Annotated in this window: 21 protein-coding genes and 1 pseudogene; 13 read left to right on the top strand and 9 right to left on the bottom strand. The window is 65.3% G+C overall.

Translation table 11 applies throughout. The features are described from left to right. Positions 1–11 precede the first annotated feature (11 nt). Together epmA and ligA are read right to left on the bottom strand one after the other, a co-directional pair. A complete protein-coding gene (gene epmA, locus FFY45_RS15100) occupies positions 12–974 on the bottom strand; it encodes an EF-P lysine aminoacylase EpmA (protein ID WP_176341040.1) in 963 nt (320 codons plus the stop codon). Continuing rightward, complete coding sequence (gene ligA / locus FFY45_RS15095; protein ID WP_176341039.1) at positions 971–3,472, bottom strand: NAD-dependent DNA ligase LigA; 2,502 nt, start codon at positions 3,470–3,472, stop codon at positions 971–973. The genes epmA and ligA overlap by 4 nt, the downstream gene beginning before the upstream one ends. 191 nt (positions 3,473–3,663) lie before the next feature. Here ligA and FFY45_RS15090 point away from each other — a divergent pair. Beyond that, positions 3,664–4,789: pseudogene (locus FFY45_RS15090) on the top strand (pyridoxal phosphate-dependent aminotransferase). Positions 4,790–5,190: 401 nt separating this feature from the next. Here the strand turns inward: FFY45_RS15090 and FFY45_RS15085 are convergent. The 7 genes from FFY45_RS15085 to FFY45_RS15055 form a co-directional block, all read right to left on the bottom strand. After that, positions 5,191–5,574 (bottom strand): hypothetical protein, encoded by a 384-nt coding sequence (locus FFY45_RS15085; RefSeq protein WP_176341038.1) that lies wholly within the window; start codon positions 5,572–5,574, stop codon positions 5,191–5,193. Between the two features lie 8 nt (positions 5,575–5,582). Beyond that, a complete protein-coding gene (gene zipA, locus FFY45_RS15080; RefSeq protein WP_006451582.1) occupies positions 5,583–6,314 on the bottom strand; it encodes a cell division protein ZipA in 732 nt (243 codons plus the stop codon). 56 nt (positions 6,315–6,370) lie between these two features. Further along, positions 6,371–9,874, bottom strand: coding sequence for a chromosome segregation protein SMC (gene smc / locus FFY45_RS15075; RefSeq protein WP_176341037.1), 3,504 nt, complete (start codon positions 9,872–9,874; stop codon positions 6,371–6,373). 209 nt (positions 9,875–10,083) lie between these two features. Beyond that, positions 10,084–10,533: a 50S ribosomal protein L9 gene (gene rplI / locus FFY45_RS15070; protein ID WP_176341036.1), complete on the bottom strand. Its 450-nt coding sequence runs from the start codon at positions 10,531–10,533 to the stop codon at positions 10,084–10,086. A 188-nt stretch (positions 10,534–10,721) separates the two neighbouring features. After that, complete coding sequence (gene rpsR / locus FFY45_RS15065) at positions 10,722–10,952, bottom strand: 30S ribosomal protein S18 (RefSeq protein ID WP_005991243.1); 231 nt, start codon at positions 10,950–10,952, stop codon at positions 10,722–10,724. An 11-nt stretch (positions 10,953–10,963) separates the two neighbouring features. Further along, a complete protein-coding gene (rpsF, locus tag FFY45_RS15060) occupies positions 10,964–11,398 on the bottom strand; it encodes a 30S ribosomal protein S6 (protein WP_006451585.1) in 435 nt (144 codons plus the stop codon). A gap of 328 nt (positions 11,399–11,726) precedes the next feature. Continuing rightward, on the bottom strand, positions 11,727–12,065 hold the full coding sequence (locus tag FFY45_RS15055; protein ID WP_006451586.1) for a HesB/IscA family protein: 339 nt from the start codon (positions 12,063–12,065) through the stop codon (positions 11,727–11,729). Between the two features lie 208 nt (positions 12,066–12,273). Between FFY45_RS15055 and asnS the strand changes: the two genes are divergently transcribed. From asnS to FFY45_RS14995, 12 genes are all read left to right on the top strand, one after another. After that, positions 12,274–13,668: an asparagine--tRNA ligase gene (gene asnS, locus FFY45_RS15050; protein WP_074057727.1), complete on the top strand. Its 1,395-nt coding sequence runs from the start codon at positions 12,274–12,276 to the stop codon at positions 13,666–13,668. 117 nt (positions 13,669–13,785) lie between these two features. Next, the gene (locus FFY45_RS15045) at positions 13,786–14,091 is read left to right on the top strand and encodes a hypothetical protein (RefSeq protein ID WP_115038144.1); all 306 of its coding nucleotides are present in this window, start codon (positions 13,786–13,788) and stop codon (positions 14,089–14,091) included. Continuing rightward, on the top strand, positions 14,088–14,414 hold the full coding sequence (locus FFY45_RS15040) for a hypothetical protein (protein ID WP_006451590.1): 327 nt from the start codon (positions 14,088–14,090) through the stop codon (positions 14,412–14,414). Before FFY45_RS15045 ends, FFY45_RS15040 begins: the two co-directional genes overlap by 4 nt. Position 14,415: 1 nt before the next feature. Further along, positions 14,416–15,054: an FMN-binding negative transcriptional regulator gene (locus FFY45_RS15035; protein WP_176341035.1), complete on the top strand. Its 639-nt coding sequence runs from the start codon at positions 14,416–14,418 to the stop codon at positions 15,052–15,054. A gap of 91 nt (positions 15,055–15,145) precedes the next feature. Next, positions 15,146–15,808 (top strand): carbonate dehydratase, encoded by a 663-nt coding sequence (gene can / locus FFY45_RS15030; RefSeq protein ID WP_176341034.1) that lies wholly within the window; start codon positions 15,146–15,148, stop codon positions 15,806–15,808. An 85-nt stretch (positions 15,809–15,893) separates the two neighbouring features. After that, the gene (locus FFY45_RS15025; RefSeq protein ID WP_176341033.1) at positions 15,894–16,424 is read left to right on the top strand and encodes a 3-hydroxyanthranilate 3,4-dioxygenase; all 531 of its coding nucleotides are present in this window, start codon (positions 15,894–15,896) and stop codon (positions 16,422–16,424) included. A 218-nt stretch (positions 16,425–16,642) separates the two neighbouring features. Then, positions 16,643–18,784 carry an FUSC family protein gene (locus tag FFY45_RS15020; RefSeq protein ID WP_176341077.1) on the top strand — a complete coding sequence of 714 codons (2,142 nt, stop codon included), beginning with the start codon at positions 16,643–16,645 and terminating at the stop codon, positions 18,782–18,784. Positions 18,785–18,819: 35 nt separating this feature from the next. After that, positions 18,820–20,091 (top strand): kynureninase, encoded by a 1,272-nt coding sequence (gene kynU / locus FFY45_RS15015; RefSeq protein ID WP_176341032.1) that lies wholly within the window; start codon positions 18,820–18,822, stop codon positions 20,089–20,091. 171 nt (positions 20,092–20,262) lie between these two features. Next, complete coding sequence (locus tag FFY45_RS15010) at positions 20,263–21,630, top strand: FAD-dependent oxidoreductase (protein ID WP_176341031.1); 1,368 nt, start codon at positions 20,263–20,265, stop codon at positions 21,628–21,630. 106 nt (positions 21,631–21,736) lie between these two features. Then, the gene (sbcB, locus tag FFY45_RS15005) at positions 21,737–23,182 is read left to right on the top strand and encodes an exodeoxyribonuclease I (RefSeq protein WP_176341030.1); all 1,446 of its coding nucleotides are present in this window, start codon (positions 21,737–21,739) and stop codon (positions 23,180–23,182) included. After that, positions 23,179–23,865, top strand: coding sequence for a DUF2461 domain-containing protein (locus tag FFY45_RS15000; protein ID WP_176341029.1), 687 nt, complete (start codon positions 23,179–23,181; stop codon positions 23,863–23,865). The genes sbcB and FFY45_RS15000 overlap by 4 nt, the downstream gene beginning before the upstream one ends. A 124-nt stretch (positions 23,866–23,989) precedes the next feature. Further along, the gene (locus FFY45_RS14995) at positions 23,990–24,556 is read left to right on the top strand and encodes a DUF2939 domain-containing protein (RefSeq protein ID WP_176341028.1); all 567 of its coding nucleotides are present in this window, start codon (positions 23,990–23,992) and stop codon (positions 24,554–24,556) included. Positions 24,557–24,564 lie beyond the last annotated feature (8 nt).

Genomic DNA, 24,564 nt, shown 5'->3' with positions numbered 1-24,564 from the left:
CTGCGCCGGCGCTAGGCGCGGGCGAACTCGAACGCGAGCACATCCGCTATCTGCGCGGTGCCACGCAAGGCCATCAACAAGCGGTCGACGCCGACCGCCACACCGGCACAATCGGGTAGCTGCGACAACACCGCGAGCAGGCGTTCATCCAATGGCAACTGCTGCACCCCGCGCGCGGCACGCACCGCGTTGTCGCGCAGGAAACGTGCACGTTGCTCCTGCGCATCGTTGAGCTCGTGATACCCGTTGGCCACCTCGTAAGCACCCAGATACAGCTCGAAGCGTTCGGCCACCGGCGGGCTGTCGTGGCGGATGCGCGCCAATGCGCATTGGCTGGCCGGCCAGTCGTGCACCACGGTCAGCGTGTCGTTGGCAAAGCTGGGCTGGATGCGATGGGTCATCAGCAGATCCAGCCAGTCGTCGCGGGTCAGGCCGTGCGGATCGATGGCGATGTCGTGCAACGGCGTGCGTAGCGTTTCGATCGGATCGAGCAACGGGTCGATACCCAACTGCTGCAGGAACAGGTCGCGATAGCTCAGCACCTGCACGCGCGCCTGGCGCTGGACCAACGCAAGCGCCTGCTGCACCAACGCGATGGTCTCCTGCGCCAAGGCGCGATCGTCCCAGCCCACCCGGTACCACTCGAGCATGCTGAACTCGGGATTGTGGCGGCCGCCGGCTTCGCCATTGCGGAACACCCGCCCCAGCTCGTAGCAATCGCCCACCCCGGCCGCGAGCAGGCGCTTGAGCGGATACTCCGGCGAGGTGCGCAGCCAACGTACCGCTGCGCCGGCATCCACATGCCCGCTGAAACGCGTGCTGAAACTGTCGATATTCGGCTCGGTGTTGCCGGCCTCCGAGAGCACCGGCGTTTCCACTTCCAGCACGCCACGCTCGGCGAAGAACGCGCGGATCAGCGCATTGAGCCGCGCGCGTAACTGCAACGCGGCCAGATCGATCTGCGTCGCCCTCATGGCTGTTGGCCGTGCTCGCCGAGAAACGCCAGCAGCCGCGCCTCATCCCAGATGTCCACGCCCAGCGACTGCGCCTTGTCGAGCTTGGAACCGGCTTCTTCGCCAGCCACCAGAAACGCGGTTTTCTTGGAGACGCTGCCGGCGACTTTCGCGCCCAGCGCTTCCAGGCGCTGCTTGGCGGCATCGCGCGTCAATGCGGCCAAGGTGCCGGTGATGACCACGGTCTGGCCGTCGAGCGGGCCGGTCTGCAGCGCATCGGCTTCGGGCAGGCGCGAGAGCACCGTTTCCATCGCCTGCTGCGCGGCGCTGGCCAAGGCCGCGTTTTCCGGCCGCTCCAGCCATTGCTGCACCGAGGCGACGACCGCCGCAGGCACGCCGGCCTGCAGCAAGGCATCGGCACCGGCGCTGCGCAACGCATCGAACGAGTCCACCGCGGCGGCCAGTTGCTGCGCACGCACCGGCGTCACCTTGGGGATATCCATGTCTTCCAGCACGCTGGCAAAACTCAGCGCGTCGCGCAGCTTGGGCGAAGGCGGATGTGCATCGCCAATGCGCACGCCACGTTGCAGCAGATCGTCGATGGCCTGCTGATTGCCGGGCTGATCCAGGAAGTGCCCGAGCGAGCGTGCCACCTCGCCACCGATATCCGGCACGCGCTTGAACAGCGGCCACGGCAGGTGGCGGATCAACTCCAGATCGCCGAACCAGGCCGACAACGCCTTGGCCGTACTTTCACCGACATGCTCGATGCCCAGCGCAAACAGGAAACGTTCGAGCGTGGTGTCCCGCGATTTTTCAATCGCCTCGATCAGGTTTTCCGCCCACTTGGTGGCGATCTTCTTGCGGTTCCAGTCAAAGGGCGGCAGGCCGGCGCGCAATAGATCGGCCTGCCAGGTCTGCGGCGCCTCGCGCTCGCCGGCCAGATCCACACCGATACTGACTACCGTGTTTTCCAGCTGCGCATACGCACCGGTGGCCAGATGCTCGCGCGCCTCGCGCAAGAAGGCGTGCGGACTTTCGGCGGTGCTGATCAGGCGCAACTGCAGCAGCTGATCCACGCTGAGCAAATACAGATCGGCCACGCCCTGCACCACGCCGCTGTCGACCAGCACCTCGATGAATTTTTCGCCCAGGCCATCGACATCCATCGCGCGGCGCGAGACGAAATGCCGGAACGCTTCCTTGCGCTGCGCCGGGCAGGTCAGCTCGCCGGAGCAACGCCATACCGCCTCGCCCTCCTCGCGCACGATCTCCGAGCCGCATACCGGGCATTGCGTGGGCATCTGCCATGGCTGCGTGCCGGGTGGCCGTTGATCGGCGACAACACCAGCCACTTCCGGAATCACATCGCCGGCACGCCGCACGATCACCGTATCGCCCACGCGCACATCCAGCCGCGCGATCTGGTCGGCGTTGTGCAGCGTGGCGTTGGTGACGATCACCCCGGCCACATGCACCGGCTTCAGGCGCGCCACCGGCGTGGCCGCACCGGTACGGCCGATCTGGATCTCGATCGCCTCCACCGTGGTGGACTGCTCCTGCGCCGGGAATTTATGCGCAATCGCCCAACGCGGCGCGCGTGAGACAAAGCCCATCTCACGCTGCCCGGCCAGATCGTCGAGCTTGTAGACCACGCCATCGATATCGAATGGCAGCCCGTCGCGCGCGGCACCAATGCGTTGGTAATACGCCAACAGCCCGTCGCTGCCATGCACTACCTCGACCAGGGCGCTGACCGGGAACCCCCATTCGCGCAGCTGCGCCAGGATCGCCGAATGGGTCTGCGGCAATGCGCCTTCGCTCACTTCGCCCACGCCATACGCGAAGAAACTCAGCGGGCGCTGCGCGGTAATACGCGCATCCAGCTGCCGCAGCGAACCGGCGGCGCCGTTGCGCGGGTTGGCCAATACCTTGCCGCCATGCAGCCGCATCTGCGCGTTGTAGGTTTCGAATGCGGCGCGCGGCATATACACCTCGCCGCGCACTTCCAGAATTTGTGGCCACCCTTCGCCACGCAGACGCAGCGGAATCGCCTTGACGGTGCGCAGGTTGGCGCTGACATCCTCGCCGGTGGCGCCGTCGCCACGCGTGGCGCCCTGCACGAACTCGCCGTTTTCGTAGCGCAGGCTGATCGCCAGACCATCGAGCTTGGGCTCGGCAGAAAACAGCGGCTGCTTGACCTCGAGCCGCTCGCTGATGCGCCGCACGAACTCGGCCACTTCCTCATCGCTGAAGGCATTGCCCAGCGACAACATCGGCAAGGCATGCCGCACTTCGGCAAAGCGCGAGGCAGCCAGATGGCCGACGCGCTGGGTTGGCGAATCGGCGCTGGCCAGCTGCGGATGCGTGGCCTCCAACGCCTCCAGTTCGCGCATCAGGCGGTCGTAGTCGACGTCGGCCATCTGCGGCTCGTCGAGCACGTGATACCGGTAGTTGGCGTCCTCGAGACGATGACGCAGGGCGTCGACACGCTGCGCGGGATCCGGGCTGACAGTCATACGATCGCTGGGCTGGCTTGAGGGGCCGCCTATTCTAACGGGCCGTGCCGATGCGCAAGAGCTGGCCCGGCCACTGCCGCGACCACGCAGCCGCCGTCGACAGCAAGCCCTACGGGTATTTCCCGATAGGCAGACAAGCACAAACCCGATAGCGTGGCGCCCTCTGCCGCCCACCCGTCTGGAGTTCACCCGTGTCGTTGCCCGTCTCGCGCCGTTCGTTTCTCAGCCTCGCCAGCGTTGGCGTGGCGGTGTCCGCACTGGGACTGGCACCCGCCGCCGAGGCAGCCCGCAAGCGCGCAGCCGCAGCGGCAACGCCCAGCGTGGCGCCGGCCGCCGGTGCGGTGTATCTCAACCTCAACGAGCATCCACTCGGGCCGGCGCCGGCCGCGCTGGATGCCGCGACGCGCTCGCTGGCGCATTCGGGCCGCTACCTGTTCGAGATGGAGCAGGACCTGCGCAATCTGATGACTGGCGAGTTGCAGCTGCCAGGCGACCATCTGGCGTTGTTTTCCCGGTTCCAGGGACGCATTGAATCGTGCCGGCAGCCTGTTCACCTCGGCCCGTGCCGGGCTGGTGGTGGCCGACCCGAGCTTCGATCCCATCGTCGACAGCGCAAACGCGCGCGGCGTGCCGGTGCGCAAGGTGCCGCTGCGGGCCGATGGCGCGCACGACGTCAAGGCGATGGCCAAGGCCGACCCAACCGCCGGCCTGATCTATCTATGCAACCCCGGCAACGCCACCGGCGCCATCACCCCGCGTGCCGAGATCGAGTGGCTGCTGACCAACAAGCCGGCCAGCGCGGTGCTGGTGGTCGACGAAGCCTACATCCATTACAGCAACGAGCCGTCGGTGGCCGATCTGGTGCGTCAGCGCCAGGACCTGATCGTGTTGCGCAGCTTCTCCAAGCTCTACGGCATGGCCGGCCTGCGCCTGGGCGCTGCGTTGGCGCCGCCGGGGCTGCAGACCAAGCTCGCCAGCTTGGGTAGCAACCCGTTGTCGGTCCCGGCAATGGCCGCCGGCATCGCCAGCCTGCGCGACCCGCAACTGGTGCAGACCCGTCGCGCGGAAAATGCGCGCGTGCGCGACGACACCATCGCCTGGCTCAAGACCAAGGGCTACACCTGCCTGCCCACGCAGGCCAACTGCTTCCTGCTCGACGTCAAGCGCGACGCCAGCGTGTTCGCCGATTCGATGCAGAAACAGGGCGTCATCGTCGGCCGCAGCTGGCCGATCTGGCCCAAGCGCGTGCGCGTAAGCGTCGGCACCGAGGCAGAGATGCTGCGTTTTCGCGAGGCGTTTGCCAAGGCGAAACGCTGATCGCGTAGTAAAGCGAAGCGCTTACCCTTCTCCCTTCGGGAGAAGGTGCCCCGAAGGGGCGGATGAGGGTACGTGCGAAGCCTAGTGTTGTCCGGTTGCACGAGGGCTTCGCCCCGTACCCTCACCCCAACCCTCTCCCGCAGGAGAGGGGCTTTAATCAGTCGCATTGCATGACGCTGCTCTGAGTGCGTACTGCGTTATTCCCTTCTCCCCTCGGGAGAAGGTGCCCCCAAGGGGCGGATGAGGGTACGCGCGAAGCCCGGCGTTGCCCGGCTGCACGAGAGCTTCGTCCTTGCCCCGACCCCTGCGCCTGCGGCTCGAGCGCGGGCACTCCAAGGCATGCGCACCTGCGGCGCGAAAGTCGCGCCTTCTCGCCCCGTCGGGAGAGGGGCTTTGGATTCCTACTGATCCAACGCCTCTGGCTCCGGAGCGCGCAGCGTGCGCCGGAGCCAGAGGTAGCTAATCACAAAGGTCAATGCCATCGAGCTGGCGTTCCATAGCAATAGCTCGCGCAGCATCGGCGGGCCTTGCAGGAGGTGCGTGTAGTAACGGCGATCCAGCAGCGCGATGGCATGCGGCATCAACACGCTGATGAAGGGCGTCGGCACTGGCGCAACAAGCAGCGTGATTGCAGCTGCAAAACCGTACTCAAGCCAGGGCGAACGACGCGGGCGCTTGCGCAGGCGTGCGGCGATCCTTGTAAAGATCCACAACAACGGCATCGCCAATATCGCCCACAGCACCAGCAACAACGCGACTGCCAACACGCCCTGCAGGCTCAACATCGCTCAACTTACCAGCGCGGCGACTTGGTCAGCGGCGGCGCCTGATGCTGGCGGTCGTAAGCACGCAGTTCGTCGCGGATATGCGCCACACGTTGACGGCCCAGCGCATTGCGGCTGTCGTCCAGCACCACGCCATCGAGCAGTTCGGCCATGCGCTGCACGGTTGGCAGCATTTTTTCCCAGGCATCCAGCGCAGTCATCGGCGCCGGCAGCGTGAGGAAAAACGCAATCGCCGGGGTCTGCATCTCGCGGATGTTGGCCATGTCGAAACTGCCGGGCTTGAGGATGCTGGCCATGCTGAAGATCGGCCCGCGCTCTGGGTGCCCTTCCACCAAGCGGTGGAAGACATTCATGTGGCCGAACACCAACCCGGTTTTCTCGGCAGCCACCACCACGTCTTCGCCACGCAGCACCTGCCCGGCCTTGGCCGCGACGAACAGCGAGACGATCTTGTCGAAGTCCTGGTTCGGACGCTTGCCGACATCGTTGCCGCCGGCCGCATCTGCATCGTCCAGATTGAGTTCGCTCTGCTCGGCACCTTCAGTGCGCTCGAACGGGTCGCCCTCCACGCCCGGCTCGCCGGAAATCACCGGCTCGCGGCGTTCGCGCGGCTGCCCGTCGTCCTTGTCGACCCGGCGCCCTTGCGGCGATTTTTTCGGGCGACCAAACAGAAAGATGGCCGCGACCAGCAGCAGTCCAGCGATCAGGATCCCGATCCGGATCATGGCCATGTCGGACATTCAGCGTGCCTCCGCATAAGAGTGACAGGTGTCGATATTCCAACAAGCATGGCACGTCATGCCGCACCCGCCAAACGTGCGGCTTCTTCCAGGTCAACGCTGACCAGACGGCTGACGCCCGGCTCGCGCATGGTCACGCCGGAGAGCTGACGCGCGGCCTCCATCGTCGCCTTGTTGTGGCTGACGAACAGGAACTGCACTTTCTCGCTCATTTCCCGAACCATGTTGGCCAGACGGCCGACATTGGCTTCGTCCAGCGGCGCGTCGACCTCGTCGAGCAGGCAGAACGGCGCGGGATTGAGTTGGAAGATCGCAAACACCAGCGCCACCGCGGTCATCGCCTTTTCGCCACCAGACAGCAGCGAGATGCTGGACACGCGCTTGCCCGGCGGGCGCGCCATGATGGTCACGCCGGTGTCGAGCAGATCTTCGCCGGTAAGTTCCAGATAGGCATGCCCGCCGCCGAACAGCCGCGGATACAGCGCCTGCACGCCGGAATTGACGCGGTCGAAGGTGTCCTTGAAACGGCCGCGGGTTTCGCGGTCGATCTTGCGGATCGCCTCTTCCAGGGTTTCCAGCGCGGTGTTGAGATCCAGGTTTTGCGCGTCGAGATATTCCGAGCGTTGCGCCGCTTCGCCGTATTCCTGGATCGCGGCCAGGTTGACCGGTTCCAGCCGCCGCATGCGCCCATCGATCTGACCGACCGCTGCTTCCCACTCGGCCAGATTGGCCGATTCGGGCAAGCCGTTGACCACGTCTTCGAGCACGAAGCCGGCCTTCACCACCGCAGCCTCCAGCTGTTCGGCGCTGAGTACCAGGGCTTGCTGATCGAGCTTGCGCTGCGAGATGCGCTCGCGCTGGCCCAGTGCCTGTTCGTCGCGCTGCTGACGGGTCTGTTCGTAGCTGCGCAGTTCGCCGTCAACACTCTCCAGCATGGTGCGCGCTTCGCTCAGTACGCGCTCGGTGCGCACACGCTCGCTCAAGGCGGCCTGATGCTCGTGCTCCAGCGTTTCCACCGGCGAATCGCCTTCGCTGAGCTGGGCGACCAGATCTTCCAGGCGCGTATCGAGCTGGCCGCGCTGGCTGTCCATGCGCTCCAGCGTCTGACTGAGCGAGGTGATTTGCGTGCGCTGCGATTCCAGCGTGAGTGCCAGTGCGTGCATCGCATCGCGCACGCCACGTGCGGCGTCGCGGGCCTGGTCGCGCGCATCGGTGAGCTGACGGCGTTCGTTTTCCAAAGCCGCGCGGGTGCCCTGCAGATCGCCCATGAGGGTCACCGCGTCTTCGAGTTTGGCGCGCGCTTCGCGTGCCTGCTCGCGGCTGGTGTCCAGCGTTTCCAGCAGCTGCGACAACTCGCTTTCGATGCGTTCGATGCGCGTGCGTGCGGCATCGACCTTGCCTTGCTGACTCTGCAGCTGACCGGCCAGCTCGGAGACGCTGCGGTGCGCCATGTACAACTGACGCTGCGCATCTTCGCGTTGCTGCTCGGCAGCCAGCAACTGCTCGCGGAAGCTGCCCAGGCGCTGCTCAAGGTCGGCTTCGCGCTCCTGCAAGGTTTCGATCTGCGCGCGTAATTCTTGAATCTCGCGCTCGCGCAACAAGGCGCCCTGCTTGGCGGCACCGGAACGCGACACGCGCACCCAGCCCTCGCCCAGCCGCTCGCCATTGCGGGTGATGACCGAATCGCCCTCGGGCAGGCTGCGCTGCAGCGTGCGTGCGGCATCCAGATCCTCGGCCGCATGCAGGCGCGCGAGCAGGCGACGGATCGCGATCGGCCCCTGCACCTTGGCCGCCAGCGAGGTCGGTGCGAAGGTGGCGTTGTCGCTGGCATTGGACACCAGCGCGATGCGGCCGTCGCCCAACTCGCCCAGCGCGTCGACCAGTTGCTCCGGCGCATCCACCAGCACGCCTTCGATCAATTGCCCCAACGCACCTTCGACCGCATTTTCCCAGCCGCTTTCGACCGTGATGCGTTCGCCGACACGCGCGGCCGAATCCAGCCCGCGCGATTTCAGCCATGCCACCGCCGCGCCCTGCTCCTGACCGAGCGCGGCCTGCTGCAGGGTTTCCAGCGACGACAGCCGACCACGCGCGGCCTGCGCCTGCTTGCGTACTTCGGCCAGTTCGCCCTGGCTGGCCCGTTGCTGTTCCTGCAGCCCTCCAAGCGCGTGCTTGCGCGCTTCGACCTGCTCGGTCAGCCCGTCCAGCGAGGTCTTTTGCGTTTCATGCCGCAGCTCGATCTGCTCGAACGCTTCGGCCAGCGCATCCAGATCCAGCCCGGCGCGCTCGTTGACCAATGCTTCGCGGCGGCGGTCGGCTTCCAGCGACTGGCGATCGAGATAATCGACACGCGTGCGCTCCACTTCGCCGGCACGCGAGGCTTCTCCGGTGTCGCGGTTGTGGGTTTCCCAGCGCTGCTGCCAGTCGGCCAGGCGCGCTTCGGCTTCGCGTAGCGATTCCTGGCGGAATTCGTGGTCTTCGCGCAGTTGTTCCAGCTGCGGTTCGGCCGCGTCCACTGCCTCGCGCAGCACCGCCAATCTGGCCGAGTCACCGCTGATGTGCTGGGTCAGTTCCTGCAGCTGGCTCTGCGCCTCATCGCGTGCCTTGTGCAGGCGATGCGAGAGCTCGCGCTGATGCTGGATCTGCTGCTCGATGCGCGCCAATGCACCACCGACCTGATAGACATCGGCCTGCGCCTTGGCCACCGCTTCGGCGGCTTCCTCGCGACGCACGCGGCCGGTTTCGATCCGCGCTTCGGCATCGCGCTGTTCGGCGATCAGCTGCTGCAGGCGGGTCTCTTCCTGATTCAATTTTTCGCGCAGGCCCTGCAACCGGCCATCCAGGCCGCGGTATTCCAGCGCCTTCCATTCGGCGTCCTTGATCCGGCGCTCTTCCTGCAGGGCCTGGTACTGCTCGGCCTGGCGCGCCTGGCGCTGCAGATGCGCCAGCTGCTTGGTGATTTCTTCGCGCAGATCGCCCAGGCGATCGAGATTTTCGCGAGTGTGGCGAATGCGTGTTTCGGTTTCCTTGCGGCGTTCCTTGTACTTGGAAATGCCGGCGGCCTCTTCCAGATACACGCGCAGGTCTTCCGGGCGCGCCTCGATGATCTGGCTGATCATGCCCTGCTCGATGATCGAGTAGCTGCGCGGACCCAGACCCGTACCCAGGAACAGGTCGGTGATGTCGCGGCGTCGGCATTTGGTGCCGTTGAGGTAATACGCACTGGTGCCGTCGCGGCTGACCAGTCGCTTGACCGAGATCTCGTTGAACGAGGCAAACTCGCCGGTGATGGTGTGATCGGAGTTGTCGAAGATCAGCTCCACCGTCGCCTGCGACACCGGCTTGCGCGCCGAGGAACCGGAGAAGATCACGTCGGTCAGCGAGTCGCCGCGCAGGCGGCTGGCCGAGCTTTCGCCCATCACCCAGCGTACCGCATCGATGATGTTGGACTTGCCGCAACCATTGGGCCCGACGATGCCGGTCATGTTGGTGGGCAGATGCAACGTGGTCGGGTCGACGAACGACTTGAAACCGGACAGTTTGATCGTGGACAGGCGCATGGGACTGGAGGTTCCGGGCACCGCGCGGACGAAGCCGGCAGGCGCTTTTTCCTGTGAAGCCAGTCCCTAAACCCTTGATCCATAAGATCAGCAGGCCGTGGAACCGGCAATGGAGCATGAGTATAACGGGCCGGCCATCGCTGGCGGCGGCGCCATAAAGACGAAGGGCGCCTAACAAGGCGCCCTTCGGATACAGCGTGCGGCGTGGATCAGGCGTCGGATTCGACGATGACCTTGACCGAGGTTTCCACATCGGCGTGCAGGTGCAGCACAACGTCGTACTCGCCGACATTGCGGAATGCGCCTTCGCCCAGGATCACTTCGCTCTTTTCCAGCGGCAGGCCGGCGGCGGTGAACGCCTCGGCGATGTCGCGCGGGCCGACCGAGCCGTACAGCTTGCCTTCGGTGGACGCATGCGCACCGATGGTGACGCTCGCGCCTTCGAACTTGCTGGCGCGGCTCTGTGCATCGGCCAGAATGCTGTTGGCCTTGGCTTCGTAATCGGCACGCTTGGTTTCGAACGCTTCCACGTTGGCAGCAGTGGCCGGAACGGCCTTGCCCTGCGGCACGAGGAAATTGCGGCCGTAACCCGGCTTGACGCTGACCTTGTCGCCCAGGTTGCCCAGGTTGGTCACTTTCTGCAGAAGAATCAGATCCATGGTGGTGCTCCGTTATTCGTTAGCGCCGGCGCTTTGGCCGACGCAACGTTTGCTGTCCGAAAAGACGGGGATTCGGGAATCGGGATTTGGGAATCGCAAGAGCACGATCAACACCGCATCTCGAATGACCGGCCTCTATATTTTAATAACCCGCACATGGATGTGCGGGCTCTTCCGAGGGACTCGGATTAGACGTCGTGATTGTCCGTGTACGGAATCAACGCCAGGAAACGCGAGCGCTTGACGGCCGTAGCCAGCTGACGCTGGTACTTGGACTTGGTACCGGTCACGCGGCTCGGCACGATCTTGCCGTTCTCGGTGAGGTACTGACGCAGGGTGTTGAGATCCTTGTAATCGATCTCTTTCACGCCTTCGGCGGTGAACTTGCAGAACTTGCGACGACGGAAGAACTTGGACATGACAGCGCTCCTTAAGCGGCTTCGGCGTTGTCGCCGTCGGTATCGGTGGCGGCAGGTGCAGCATCGCCCTCATCGTCATCACGACGACGACGCTCGCTACGCTCGGGCTTGTCGCCCTTCTCGTCCTTGCTCTTCATGATCAGCGACTGCTCGGTGTCCGGGCCATCGCGCTTGACGACCAGGTGACGCAGCACCGCATCGTTGAAGCGGAAGCTTTCCACCAGCTCGCTCAGCACGGCCTGGTCGACTTCGATGTTGAGCAGCACGTAGTGCGCCTTCACCAGGTTCTGGATCGGGTAAGCCAGCTGACGACGGCCCCAGTCTTCCAGACGGTGGATGGTGCCGTTACCGCCCTCGATCAGCGACTTGTAGCGCTCGATCATGGCCGGGACCTGCTCGCTCTGGTCCGGATGGACCAGGAACACGACTTCGTAATGACGACTCATGTTTGTTATTACCTTTCGGATGTGGCCACGTGGGCCGGACAGCTCCCCGGTGAACCGCGCAAGGCGGCCGGTGGAGCAAGGATTCCTGCCCAGAACCGGGTAGGAAGCAGGAAAGTATGGCAGTTCAGGTGCTTAGCCGCAACCGCCTGGGCCGACGACCAAGCGTACGAATGTGATGTCTGCGCAGCGACTGCTTAAGCCCCTCTCCCGCCGGGAGAGGGGTTGGGGTGAGGGTACGGGGCAAAGCCACTCGTGTCGTTCAACCACGCGAGGCTTCGCTCGTACCCTCATCCGCCCTTCGGGCACCTTCTCCCGAGGGGAGAAGGGATCAGCGGTGCTCGGCTGCCGTCGTGAAGCTCTCCCCACACCCACACTCGGCAGTGGCGTTAGGGTTGCTGAAGGTGAAGGTCTCGCTGAGACCGTGCTTGCCGAAGTCGATGCAGGTGCCATCGACCAGCGGCAGGCTGGTGGGGTCGACGAAGATGCGCACGCCGTCCTGCTCGAACACTGCGTCGTCATCGCGCTGGTCGCGCGCCAGGTCGGTGATGTGGCCCCAGCCGGAGCAACCGGTCTTGGTCACGCCGAAGCGCAGGCCCAGCGTCCCCGGGGTCTGCTGCACGAAACGCTGCACGCGCTCCAGCGCGGCGGGGGTGAGGCTGATGGCCATGGGAGGTGCTCCGAAAAACAATGGTGGCAAGTATAGCGAGGCCGCAACACCTTCGGCGGCGCCCTCAGCTGCGGCACCTCCCTCAAATGGGGGCACAGCAGGCCTGCGACAAGCACCTCGACCCGCAAGCGGTTCAGATGCTCGCGCCAGCGCGCCCGCAGCCAGTAAACTCGCAGACCATTCAAAGTCGCTACGGCGAGGACAAGTCATGACGGTGGTCAGCGTTGAACATGCGCTTGCGGGGAAGCTCCCCGAAGGCGGCGAAGTCACGGTACGGGGGTGGGTGCGCACGCTGCGCGGATCTGCCGGACTGGCCTTCATCAACGTGACCGATGGCTCGTGCTTCGCTCCGATCCAGGTGGTGGCGAATGACACCCTGCCCAATTTCGACGAGGTCAAGCGCCTGACCAGCGGCTGCTCGCTGATCGCCAAGGGCGTGCTGGTCAAGTCGCAGGGCAAGGGCCAGTCGTTCGAGATCCAGGCCAGCGGTGTCGAGATCGTCGGCTGGGTCGAGGACCCGTTGACCTACCCGATCCAGCCCAAGCCGATGTCGCCGGAGTTCCTGCGCGAGGTAGCGCATCTGCGCCCGCGCACCAATCTGTTCGGCGCGGTCACCCGCATCCGCAACTGCCTGGCGCAGGCGGTGCACCGCTTCTTCCACCAGAACGGCTTCAACTGGATCAGCACCCCGATCGTGACCACGTCCGACGCCGAAGGTGCCGGGCAGATGTTCCGCGTCTCGACCCTGGACATGGCCAACCTGCCGCGCAACGAGAAGGGCGAGGTCGATTTCAGCCGCGACTTCTTCGGCAAGGAGACCTTCTTGACCGTGTCCGGCCAGCTCAACGTGGAGGCGTATTGCCTGGCGCTGAGCAAGGTCTACACCTTCGGCCCCACCTTCCGCGCCGAAAACAGTCACACCACGCGCCATCTGGCCGAGTTCTGGATGATCGAGCCGGAAATCGCTTTTGCCGACCTGGCCGAGGACGCGCGCCTGGCCGAGCAGTTCCTCAAGTACCTGTTCCGCGCGGTGCTGGACGAGCGCGGCGACGACCTGGCGTTTTTGGCCGAGCGCGTGGACAAGAACGCGATCAGCAAGCTGGAAGCCTTCATCAATGCGCCGTTCGAGCAGATCGATTACACCGAGGCGGTGAAGCTGCTGCAGAACTCCGGCAAGAAGTTCGACTTCCCGGTCGAATGGGGCCTGGACCTGCAGACCGAACACGAGCGCTGGCTGACCGAAGAACATATCGGCCGTCCGGTGGTGGTGACCAACTATCCAGAGCACATCAAGGCCTTCTACATGCGCCTGAACGACGACGGCAAGACCGTCGCGGCGATGGACGTGCTGGCACCGGGCATCGGCGAGATCATCGGCGGCAGCCAGCGCGAAGAGCGCCTGGATGTACTGGATGCACGCATGGCGCAATTCGGCCTGGATAAGGAGCACTACAGCTGGTACCGCGATTTCCGTCGCTACGGCTCGGTGCCGCATGCCGGCTTCGGCCTGGGGTTCGAGCGGCTCGTGGTGTACGTGTGCGGGCTGAGCAATATCCGCGACGCCATCCCGTATCCGCGCGCGCCGGGCAGCGCCGAGTTCTGATGTGACGACTGCTGCGTCCCTGGCGATCAGACACCGTCCACCAGGGACGCAGACGTGCGTGGCCCACATCACTGCACGCATCTGCCGCTTCGACGCCCCGCCCCAGGAGCACTCCACATGACGCTGTTCTTCGCACTGTGTTTTGTCGGTGTCGCAGTGGCCGGGCTCACCGCGTTGCTGATCTTCTGGCCGCTGACGCTGGTACACATGCGCGACCGTCACCCGGAGGCATTGGCCAGCTTCGGCGACCCGGCCTTCATCAGTCCCACGGCGCTGCGCTGGTTGCTGACGCGGCGCTACCGCAGCCACCACGACAGCGCGCTGTCCGGCTTGGCCACTCCCGCCTGGCTGTCGCTGCTCACCATCTTTTTCGGCCTGGGCATGGCGGCCCTGCTCGGCCTGCTTTCCAAGGTAATGCAATGAACACGTACGAAGACACTGCCCAGGGCGAACAGGATTCCTGGTGGCTGGCCACGATCGGCCGCACGCTGATCTGGGCACGCCTGCGCGTCAATGAGGCAGGCACCGCCGAGGTGCTGGACAGCGACGGCAAGACGCTGCCCTACGACAGCGAAGACAGCGCCCGTGCGGCCTTGTTCGATGCCGAATTCGTCTCGCTCGACGGGCTGGACGAAGAAGACGCGCTGATGCGCGGTTTCTCGCTCAACGAAGTCTCGCCGCCGCGCGGCGAAGACGATGCGGATCTGCGCGAACGCATGGTCGTGACCCTGGGTGGCCGCGCCTGACATGTACGCCCCACGTGCGTTTGTGCAGACCGATCTGGCCTTGCTGGACTGGCTGATCGCGCGCGACCCGTTCGTCACCCTGATCAGCCAGGGCGAGGACGGCCAGCCGGCAATCACGCATCTGCCGGTGCTGTACCGGCGCGATGACCAAGCAGTTGTCATCGAAGGCCACTGGGCGCGCCCCAACCCGCAGGCACGCCAGCCCGGCGATGCGGTGATCGTGGTGCAGGGACCGCACGCCTACGTGTCGCCCAGCTGGTATCTGGACAAGGAGCCTGCCGCGCGCGTGCCGACCTGGAATTACGCGGTGGCGCATCTGCATGGCCGTTGCAGCCAGATCACCGATGAGCGGGAGGTCGGCGATCTGATCGGCCGCATGAGCGCGCATTTCGAACAGCGTGTGGGCAGCGATTGGTTGTTCGAGATGGAGCGCGACAGCCACCGCCGGCAACTGCGCGGCCTGGTCGGTTTTCGCTTCGTGCCCAGCCGCATCGAGCTTACCTTCAAACTCAGTCAGAACCATCCGGCCGGCAATGTCGCTGCGGTCAGCGATGCACTGGAACAACAAGCCTCCAGCGAGTCACGCGAGCTGGCCACGCTGATGCGCGATGCCTTACGCGCACGCAATGGCACCGCCTAACCGGCACGGCACACAGTCGATTTCTGCACCACCGCTTTATGGCTCCTCTCTCGAACACACCCTGCCCTCTTTGCTCTGGAATACTGCGCGCATGAACGAGCTCAACCATTTACTCGCAAACAACCAGGCCTGGTCCGAGCGCATCCGTCGCGAAGACCCGGAATTCTTCTCCAAGCTGTCCACCCAGCAGACCCCGGAATATCTGTGGATCGGCTGCTCGGATTCGCGCGTGCCGGCCAACCAGATCATCGACATGGCGCCGGGCGAGGTATTCGTGCACCGCAATATCGCCAACGTGGTGGTGCACACCGATCTGAATTGCCTGTCGGTGATCCAGTTCGCGGTGGACGTGCTCAAGGTCAAGCACGTGTTGGTGGTAGGTCATTACGGCTGCGGCGGCGTCTTCGCCAGCCTCACCCAGAAGCGCATGGGCCTGGTCGACAACTGGATCCGCCACGTCACCGATGTGGCCGACAAGCACGAGGCCTGCCTGCACGATGCCGGTGAATTGCCGGCGCAGCACGCGCGGTTGTGCGAGCTCAACGTGCTCGAGCAAGTGGTCAATGTCTGCCGCACCACCATCGTGCGCGATGCATGGGAGCGCGGCCAGGAGCTGTGCGTGCATGGCTGGGTCTATAGCCTGCGCGATGGCCGCGTGCACGATCTGGGCATGTCGATCGACCGCTCCGAGCTGCTGCAGGAGCGTTACGACACGGCGCTGGCGCAGATTCAGGCCGATCACACCGAACGCTGAGTCGCACTCGCACACCATCTCACCGTGGCGCCCATCGGCGCCGTCGGTTGGCTATGCTGGAGGTCTTCTTTGCCGAGGAACGTCCATGCTGGTCCCGCCGATCAACCTGCATGCCTGGATCGAACAACACCGCCACCTGCTCAAACCGCCGGTGGGCAACAAATGCATCCAGCAGGACGGCTTCATCATCATGATCGTCGGCGGGCCGAACGCGCGCACCGACTATCACTACGATGAAGGCCCGGAGTGGTTCTTCCAGCTCGAAGGCGAGATGGTGCTGAAGGTGCAGGACGAAGGCGTGGCACGCGACATTCCAATCCGCGCCGGCGAAATCTTTCTACTGCCACCGAAGGTGCCGCACTCGCCGCAGCGCGCGGCCGGCTCGATCGGCCTGGTGATCGAGCGCGAGCGCTTGCCCAACGAGCAGGACGGCCTGCAATGGTATTGCCCGCAGTGCAATCACAAACTATACGAAGCGATGTTTCCGCTGCAGAACATCGAAACCGATTTTCCGCCGGTGTTCGATCATTTTTACCGCTCGCTTGCGCTGCGCACCTGCACCCAGTGCGGGCACGTGCATCCGGCGCCCGAGCGTTATGCCGCAACTGAGGCGTAAGTGGCGCCAAGGGTGACGATGCAGAACACGCGTAGCGGGAGGCGCTCGACGGCGCTCGAACGACAGTGGCCGTTGCGCGCGTCGTGCGGCGAGGTTGCAATGGCAGGCGACGCAGCGACTGCACGCCGGCCAACAACACGCCTGTCTGTCATCCGCGCAACTGTCATCCGTGCACACGCGCGACGTGCATGCCGCTCGAACGCACTGCCAACGATGCCATGCTGCGCGCACTGATCGACCTCAAACCGCGTGACGTGCCGCTGCGTGTCGCGCTCCGCAACACCGCCGCAGTGGTGCTGCCACTGGCGGTGGGCGTAGCCACCGGGCATGTCGCTGCGGGTCTGGCGGTGTGCACCGGCGCGCTCAACACCATGTTCACCGACCAGCCCGGCCCGTATCGCGCGCGCCTGCAACGCATGTTGATGGCCGCGCTGGCCGCCGGTGCGGCCGCGTTGCTGGGCATCTGGGTCGGCCACAACACCCCTGCCCTGGTGGTCGCCGGCTTGTTGCTCGGCCTGGGCGGCGGGCTGCTGGTGGCACTCGGCCCGGTGGCCGCGCGCGTGGGCCTGACCAGCATGATCCTGCTGGTGGTCAGTGCCGATATGCGCTTGCCGATCGCGCAGGCACCGGGCGTGGCCGCTTTGATCTTCGCCGGCGGCCTGCTTCAGGTCGTGCTGGCATTGGCCGCGTGGCCGCTGCAACGCTATCGCCCGGAACGCTTCGCACTGGCCGATCTGATGCGCCAGCTGGCAGGCATCGCACGCCAGCGCCCGGAAGCCAGCGCAGCGCCACCGGCAACGCAGGAAGTGCTCGATGCGATGGTGATGCTGCACGGCGAACATCGCTCGCGCGCGATCGCCGTGCAGAGCTTTCGCATCATTGCCGAGCTCTGCGATCGGGTACGGCTGGAGCTGCTGTCGCTGGCCGATGCCGACACCCGCCTGACCGACTCGCAGGCGCGCCCGGCCATCGAACGCGTGCTCGAACGCAGCGCCATCGTGCTGGAACAACTCGCGCATGCCATGACCGTTGGCGAAGACCCGTCAGCGGCGGATGCCTCGATGACCGGCTTCGACGATCTGGTCGCCGCCCTGGCGCAGTTTCAGCACGACAACGCCGATACCCGCGAACGCCGGCTGGTGCGTGTGGCGGTGGCGCGCGCGCAAGGCCTAGGCGGTCAGTTGCGCGCCCTGATCCGCAATGCGCACTGGGCCAGCAGCCGTGGCGAGATCCAGGCGCAGTTGGCCGAAGCGCGCTTGCCGGCAGCCTTGCGGCCAGCGGCGACCTTGGCCACCTTGCGCGCAAATCTGGATCTGTCCTCGGTGGCGTTTCGGCATGCATTGCGTTGCGGCGTGTGTCTGGCACTGGCGATCGCCTTCCAGCGTTGGCAGCAGATTCCGCACGGCTTCTGGATTCCGATGACCACCGCCATCGTGCTCAAGCCGGATTTCGGCGGCACTTTCAGCTTCGGCGCCTTGCGCGTGGCAGGTACCTTCGTCGGCTTGTTGGTGGCCACGTTACTCGCACATTTTGCGATGGATGGCGCCAGCATCCGGCTGGCGTTGCTGGCGCTGTTTTGCCTGGGTTTCCGCTTGTTGACGCAGGTGAATTACGGTATCGGTGTCGCGTTTCTGACCGGCATGCTGGTGCTGTTGCTGTCGTTCGAAGGCGTGGCGCCGGGCGACGCCATCGGTGCGCGTCTGCAGGCGACGGTGGCCGGCAGCGCATGGGCGTTGATCGCCTATGCGTTGTGGCCCACGCGCGAACGCCGGCATATCCGCGCATCGCTGGCGCAACTGCTCAGCGCGTATCGTGATCATCTACGCCATCTGTTGCTCGGCCAGATGGAGGATTTAAGCGATACCCGTGCCGCCGCACGTGTGGCACGCACCAATGCGCAGGCCTCGATCGAACGGCTGCGCGGCGAGCCACGCAGCCGGCGCAATCTGCACGAACTCAAACTCGCCGAATCGCTGCTGGCCAACGGCAACCGGCTGATCCGCGCCACCTTGTCGCTGGAAGCGGTGCTGCGCGATGGCCACCCCTTACCCACGCTGGCGGCATTGCCCGCATTTGCGGAACAGGCCGATCAGGCGCTGACGGACCTGATCGACTGCCTGATCCACGGCGGCATCCCCGCAGCGGCTACCTTGCGCAGCGCCGAGCGCCGTTTGTCCGATGCGTTGGCCGCGCTGCCCGACAGCTCGCCCACCACCGCTGCATTGGCCGACACCATCGACCGCATCACCGACAGCATCGGCACCTTGACCCATCTGTTGCGCCCGGCCCGACCAGCGTCAACCGGCGCCTCTGCAGAGGCACCGGCCGTGCATGACGGCGCCCCCACTGCCGGCGGGTAAACTGAGCTCACCGACCCGCGCTGCGAGCCTTGACGATGACCGACCCGCTGTCCCGCGCCCATGCCGATGCACTGGACGCCGCCGACCCGCTGCGCCGCTTGCGCGATGCATTCGTGTTCCCGCAGCATGGCGGCCAGGATCAGACCTATTTCGTCGGCAATTCGCTGGGCCTGCAGCCGCGCGCCGCGCGCGCAATGGTGGCCGAAGTGCTCGACCAGTGGGGCGCACTCGCGGTGGAAGGCCACTTCACCGGCCCCACGCAATGGCTGACGTATCACCAATTGGTGCGTGATGGCCTGGCACGTGTGGTCGGTGCACTGCCCGGCGAAGTCGTTGCGATGAACACGCTGAGCGTCAATCTGCATCTGATGATGGCCAGCTTTTACCGTCCCACGCCCGAGCGCGGCGCGATCCTGATCGAAGCCGGTGCGTTTCCTTCTGACCGCCATGCGGTGGAATCGCAATTGCGCCTGCATGGGCTGGATCCGGCCACGCACCTGATCGAAGTGGAAGCCGATGAGCCCAACGGTACCTTGTCGATGGCGGCGATTGCCGAAGCCATCGCATTGCATGGCCCGCGTCTTGCGTTGGTGCTGTGGCCCGGCATCCAGTACCGCACCGGCCAGGCCTTCGCGCTGGGCGAGATCGCGCGTTTGGCGCGCGCGCAAGGCGCCGCGGTGGGTTTCGATCTGGCGCATGCGGTCGGCAATATCCCACTGACGCTGCACGACGATGGCGTGGATTTCGCGGTGTGGTGCCACTACAAATATCTCAACGCAGGGCCCGGTGCGGTGGGCGGTTGTTTCGTGCACGAACGCCACGCCAACAGCGACCTGCCGCGCATGGCCGGTTGGTGGGGACACGAGCAGCAAACCCGCTTCCGCATGGACCCGCAGTTCGTGCCCTCGCCTGGTGCCGAAGGCTGGCAGCTGAGCAATCCGCCGGTACTGGCGCTGGCCCCGCTGCGTGCGTCGCTTGATGTGTTCGACCAGGCCGGCATGCCGGCGTTGCGTGCGAAATCCGAACAGCTCACCGGCCATCTGGAACAGTTGATCCACGCACGCGTGCCGCAGGTGCTGCAGATCGTCACCCCGGCCGCCCCTGCGCAGCGTGGCTGCCAGCTGTCGCTGCGGGTGGCAGGCGGGCGCGCGCAAGGGCGCTCGCTGTTCGAGTATCTGCAGTCGGTCGGCGTGCTTGGCGACTGGCGCGAGCCGGACGTCATCCGCATCGCACCGGTGCCGCTGTACAACCGCTTCTGCGATCTGCACCGGTTGGTCGAGCAGGTGGAAACCTGGGCCGCCGCCTGAGCACGTACGGCACAGACTGTGCCATCGAACAGGTGTGCGCGTGAGCCGGAACCGGCACACGCGCACGTACACTCCAAGCCCGCACCTGGCTGACCGGCTTGCGCTGTTGCCAGCCGCTTCATTTTCTCCCTCTCCGCCGGCACCCGCGTCCGGCCGCTGCCGGATACCGCATTGAGCGCAGTCTCTCCTCGTTCCCTGACCCTGATCGGCGCCGGCCTGGCCGGTTGCCTGCTGGCTATCCTGCTGTCGCGTCGCGGCTGGCAGGTCACCGTCTACGAGCGCCGCGGCGATCCGCGCATCAAGGGCTACGAGTCCGGCCGCTCGATCAACCTGGCGCTGGCCGAACGCGGCCGCCACGCGCTACGCCAGGCCGGCGCCGAAGACGCAGTAATGGCCAAGGCGGTGATGATGCGCGGGCGCATGGTGCATCCGCTGGTTGGCGAGCCGCAGCTGCAACGCTACGGGCGCGACGACAGCGAAGTGATCTGGTCGATCCACCGCGCCGCATTGAATGTCGCGTTGCTGGATCTGGCCGAACAGGCCGGTGCACGTGTGCATTTTTATCGGCGCCTGCACACGGTGGATTTCGATGCGGGCTACGCGCGTTTCATCGACGACCGCGACGACCAGCCGCACGAGATCCACTTCCAGAGCCTGATCGGCAGCGATGGCGCCGGCTCGGCGCTACGCGCGGCGATGCAGCGCAAATCGCCATTGGGCGAGCGCATCGAATTTCTGGATCACTCATACAAGGAACTGGAAATTCCGCCCCTGCCCGGCGGCGGTTTCCGCATCGAACGCAACGCGCTGCACATCTGGCCACGCGGGCGTTACATGTGCATCGCGCTGCCCAATGATGGCGGCACCTTCACCGTCACGCTGTTTCTGCCCAACACGGGCGAGCCAAGCTTTGCCACCACGCGTACCGGCGACGAAGCGCTGGCCTTGTTCGCGCGCGACTTCCCGGATGCCTTGCCGCTGATTCCGCAGCTCAAGGAGCATTGGGAAGAACATCCGCCCGGGCTGCTCGGCACCTTGACGCTGGACCGCTGGCATCTGGACGGCCGCGCCTTGCTGATCGGCGACGCCGCGCATGCGATGGTGCCGTTCCACGGCCAGGGCATGAATTGCGCCTTCGAAGACTGCGTGGCATTGGCAGAGCAGCTGGACGCGCACGACGATCTCGAAACCGCGTTTGCCGCGTTCGAAGCGGCGCGCCGCGACGATGCCGCGGCGATCCAGCAGATGGCGCTGGAAAACTACCTGGAAATGCGCAACCGCGTCGGCGATGCCGCGTTCCTGCTGCAACGCGCGCTGGAACAGGAACTGCAGGCACGCTGGCCCACCCGTTTTGTGCCGCACTACACCATGGTGACCTTCCTGCGCACGCGCTATTCGATCGCCCTGGCGCGCAGCGAGATCCAGCGCGAGATCCTGGTCGAAGCCACGCGCGGGCACACCGATCTGTCGCGCATCGACTGGGCCGCGCTGGAAGTGGTCGTGCATGCGCGTCTGCAGCCGCTGGAAGGCGCGCACTGATCGTCGCGCACAGGCCGGCGTCAGCGAGCCGGCACGCGGATGAGAGATACTAGCCAGCACTGGCGGCGCCCTCCGCAGCGCGCCGCGGATCTGGATTTGATACGGCATGCCTGACAGCTTTCTCTTCTACGACCTGGAAACCTTCGGCCAGGATCCGCGCCGCACGCGCATCGCACAGTTCGCCGCCGTGCGCACCGATGCGCAACTGCGCGTGATCGAAGAACCGATCAGTTTCTACGTGCAGCCGGCCGACGATCTGCTGCCCTCCCCGTACGCGACCATGGTCACCGGCATCACCCCGCAACACGCCCTGCGCGAAGGCGTGAGCGAGGCCGAAGCGTTTGCGCGCATTTCCGAACAGATGAGCCGGCCGCAGACCTGCACGCTGGGCTACAACTCGATCCGCTTCGACGACGAGTTCGTGCGCTGCGGGCTGTTCCGCAATTTCTACGATCCCTACGAGCGCGAGTGGCGCGGCGGCAATTCGCGTTGGGATCTGCTCGATGTGTTGCGGCTGGTGCATGCCCTGCGCCCGGACGGCATCGTCTGGCCGCAGCGCGAAGACGGCGCCACCTCGTTCAAGCTCGAACACCTGGCCGATGCCAACGCGGTGCGCGAAGGCGATGCGCACGAAGCGCTCTCGGACGTGTACGCCACCATCGGCATGGCGCGCAGATTCCAGCAACATCAACCGAAATTGTGGGAGTACGCGCTGCGTCTGCGCGACAAGCGCTTTGCGGCGACGTTGCTGGATGTCATCGCCATGCAGCCGGTGCTGCATATTTCGCAGCGCTATCCCGCCTCGCGCATGTGCGCCGCCGCAGTGCTGCCGCTGACGCGCCATCCGCGCATCGACAGCCGCGTGATCGTGTTCGACCTGGAAGGCGACCCGGAGGTGCTGTTGCGCCTGAGCCCGGATGAGATCGCCGACCGGTTGTATATCCGCGCCGCCGACCTGCCCGAAGGCGAGCAGCGCATTCCACTGAAAGAAGTGCATCTGAACAAGTCGCCGGCGTTGGTGGCCTGGCAACACTTGCGGGAAGCGGATTTCCAGCGCCTGGGCATCGACCACGACGCGGTGTTGGCCAAAGCCGCGCGCCTGCGCGAACTCGGCCCCGAGCTCGCCGAAAAAGTGCGCCAGGTGTATGGCAACGAGCGCGCTGCGGCACCAGCGGTCAACGACGCCGATGCCTCGCTCTACGACGGCTTCCTGGCCGAAGGCGACAAGCGCCTGCTGGCGCAGGTGCGTGCCAGCGCGCCGGCCGAACTGGGTGCGCTGGAATCGCGCTTTCGCGACCCGCGCCTGATCGAGTTGCTGTTCCGCTACCGCGCGCGCAACTGGCCGCAGACGCTGTCGTTCGAAGAGCAGGAACGCTGGAACGTGTATCGCCGTCAGCGCCTGCTAGAAGACCGTGGTTTGGGCGAAGTCACGCTCGACCAGTTCCATACGCAGATCGCGGATTTACGGCTTGCTCACCCCGACGATGCTACCAAGCAAGCCCTACTCGACCAGCTCGCCGCCTGGGGTTCGGACCTCCAACGCACGCTATGACCACCTATTTTTCCGACGCCAGCTTCAAGTTCCTGCGCGCATTGGCGCGCCACAACGACAAGACCTGGTTCAACGACCACCGGCATCAATACGAGGCGCACGTGCGCCAGCCGTTTTTGCAGCTCATCACCGACCTGCAGCCGGCATTGGCCGAGGTCAGCGAACACTATCGCGCCGATCCCAAGACCCAGGGCGGTTCGCTGTTTCGCATCTACCGCGATGCGCGGTTTTCCAACGACAAATCGCCGTACAAGAACTGGCAAGGTGCGCGCCTGTTTCATGAGCGCCGCCGCCAGGTGCCGGCGCCCTCGTTCTACCTGCATCTGCAGCCCGGCGAGAGCTTTGTCGGTGCGGGGCTGTGGCACCCGGAACCGGATACCCAGCGCAAGCTGCGTCAGTTCATTTTCGACAATCCCGCCAACTGGAAAGCGGCCGCATACGAACCCAAACTGCGCCGCAAATTTGCGCTGGACGACAGCGAAAAACTGGTGCGTGCGCCACGCGGCTTTCCCAACGAGTTCGAGTTCATCGACGATCTCAAGCATCGCAACTGGGCCTATCTGCGGCATCTCGACGACGCCATCATGACCGGCCCACGCCTGCGTCAGACCATCGAAGCGGATCTGGTGGTGCTGGCGCCGTTTGTCGATTATCTGTGCGCCGCCTTGGATCTGGAGTTTTGATGCAGCGCGCGGCGCAGACAGCGATCGCGACTGCACCGGCAAGTGAAGTGCGGCGGCGTTTTTTCGCTAGGTGTTCGCATGTAGCGACGTCTTCACCGCCACCATCGGCAATGGAATGCGTGCCATGAAAAAGCGTTGGCTGCTGTTACCTGTGCTGGCTGTGCTGCTACTCGTCAGTTACGTGGTGGCCGGCCCGTACCTGGCCATTCGCGGCATCAGCGAGGCGGTCGCCAATCGCGACGCCGGGCAGCTGGAACGCCACGTGGATTTCCCCAGCCTGCGGGTCAACCTCAAGGCACAGCTGGACGATTATCTGATCCGCCAGGCCGGCAGCAGCATGCAATCGAGTCTGCTCGGCGGGTTCGCCTTGCAGCTTGCCAGTGGCATCAGCGGCGCCGGCGTGGACACGCTGGTCACCCCGCTCGGCATCGGTGCATTGCTGCAAGGCCACAGCGTGTGGAATCGCGTCACTGGCGAGACCGTCAGCCCGGATACCTATGCGGCGCCAGCGCCGGCGCGTCCGCTGCAAGGCGCCGAGCAACGCTTCGAATCCACCCGCCGCTTCACCGCCACCACGCGCACCGCAACCGGAGCACCGGTGGTCTTCGTGCTGACCCGGCAAGGCTTGCGTTGGCGGCTGACCGATATCCAGTTGCCGCTGGCTGACGCCGGCAATCCGCTCACCCCGTAACGGTGCGC

Origin of the sequence: Xanthomonas hortorum (genome assembly GCF_011305375.1) — a bacterium.
Lineage (GTDB): Bacteria > Pseudomonadota > Gammaproteobacteria > Xanthomonadales > Xanthomonadaceae > Xanthomonas > Xanthomonas hortorum_E.
This window is presented reverse-complemented; position numbering and strand designations above follow the sequence as displayed.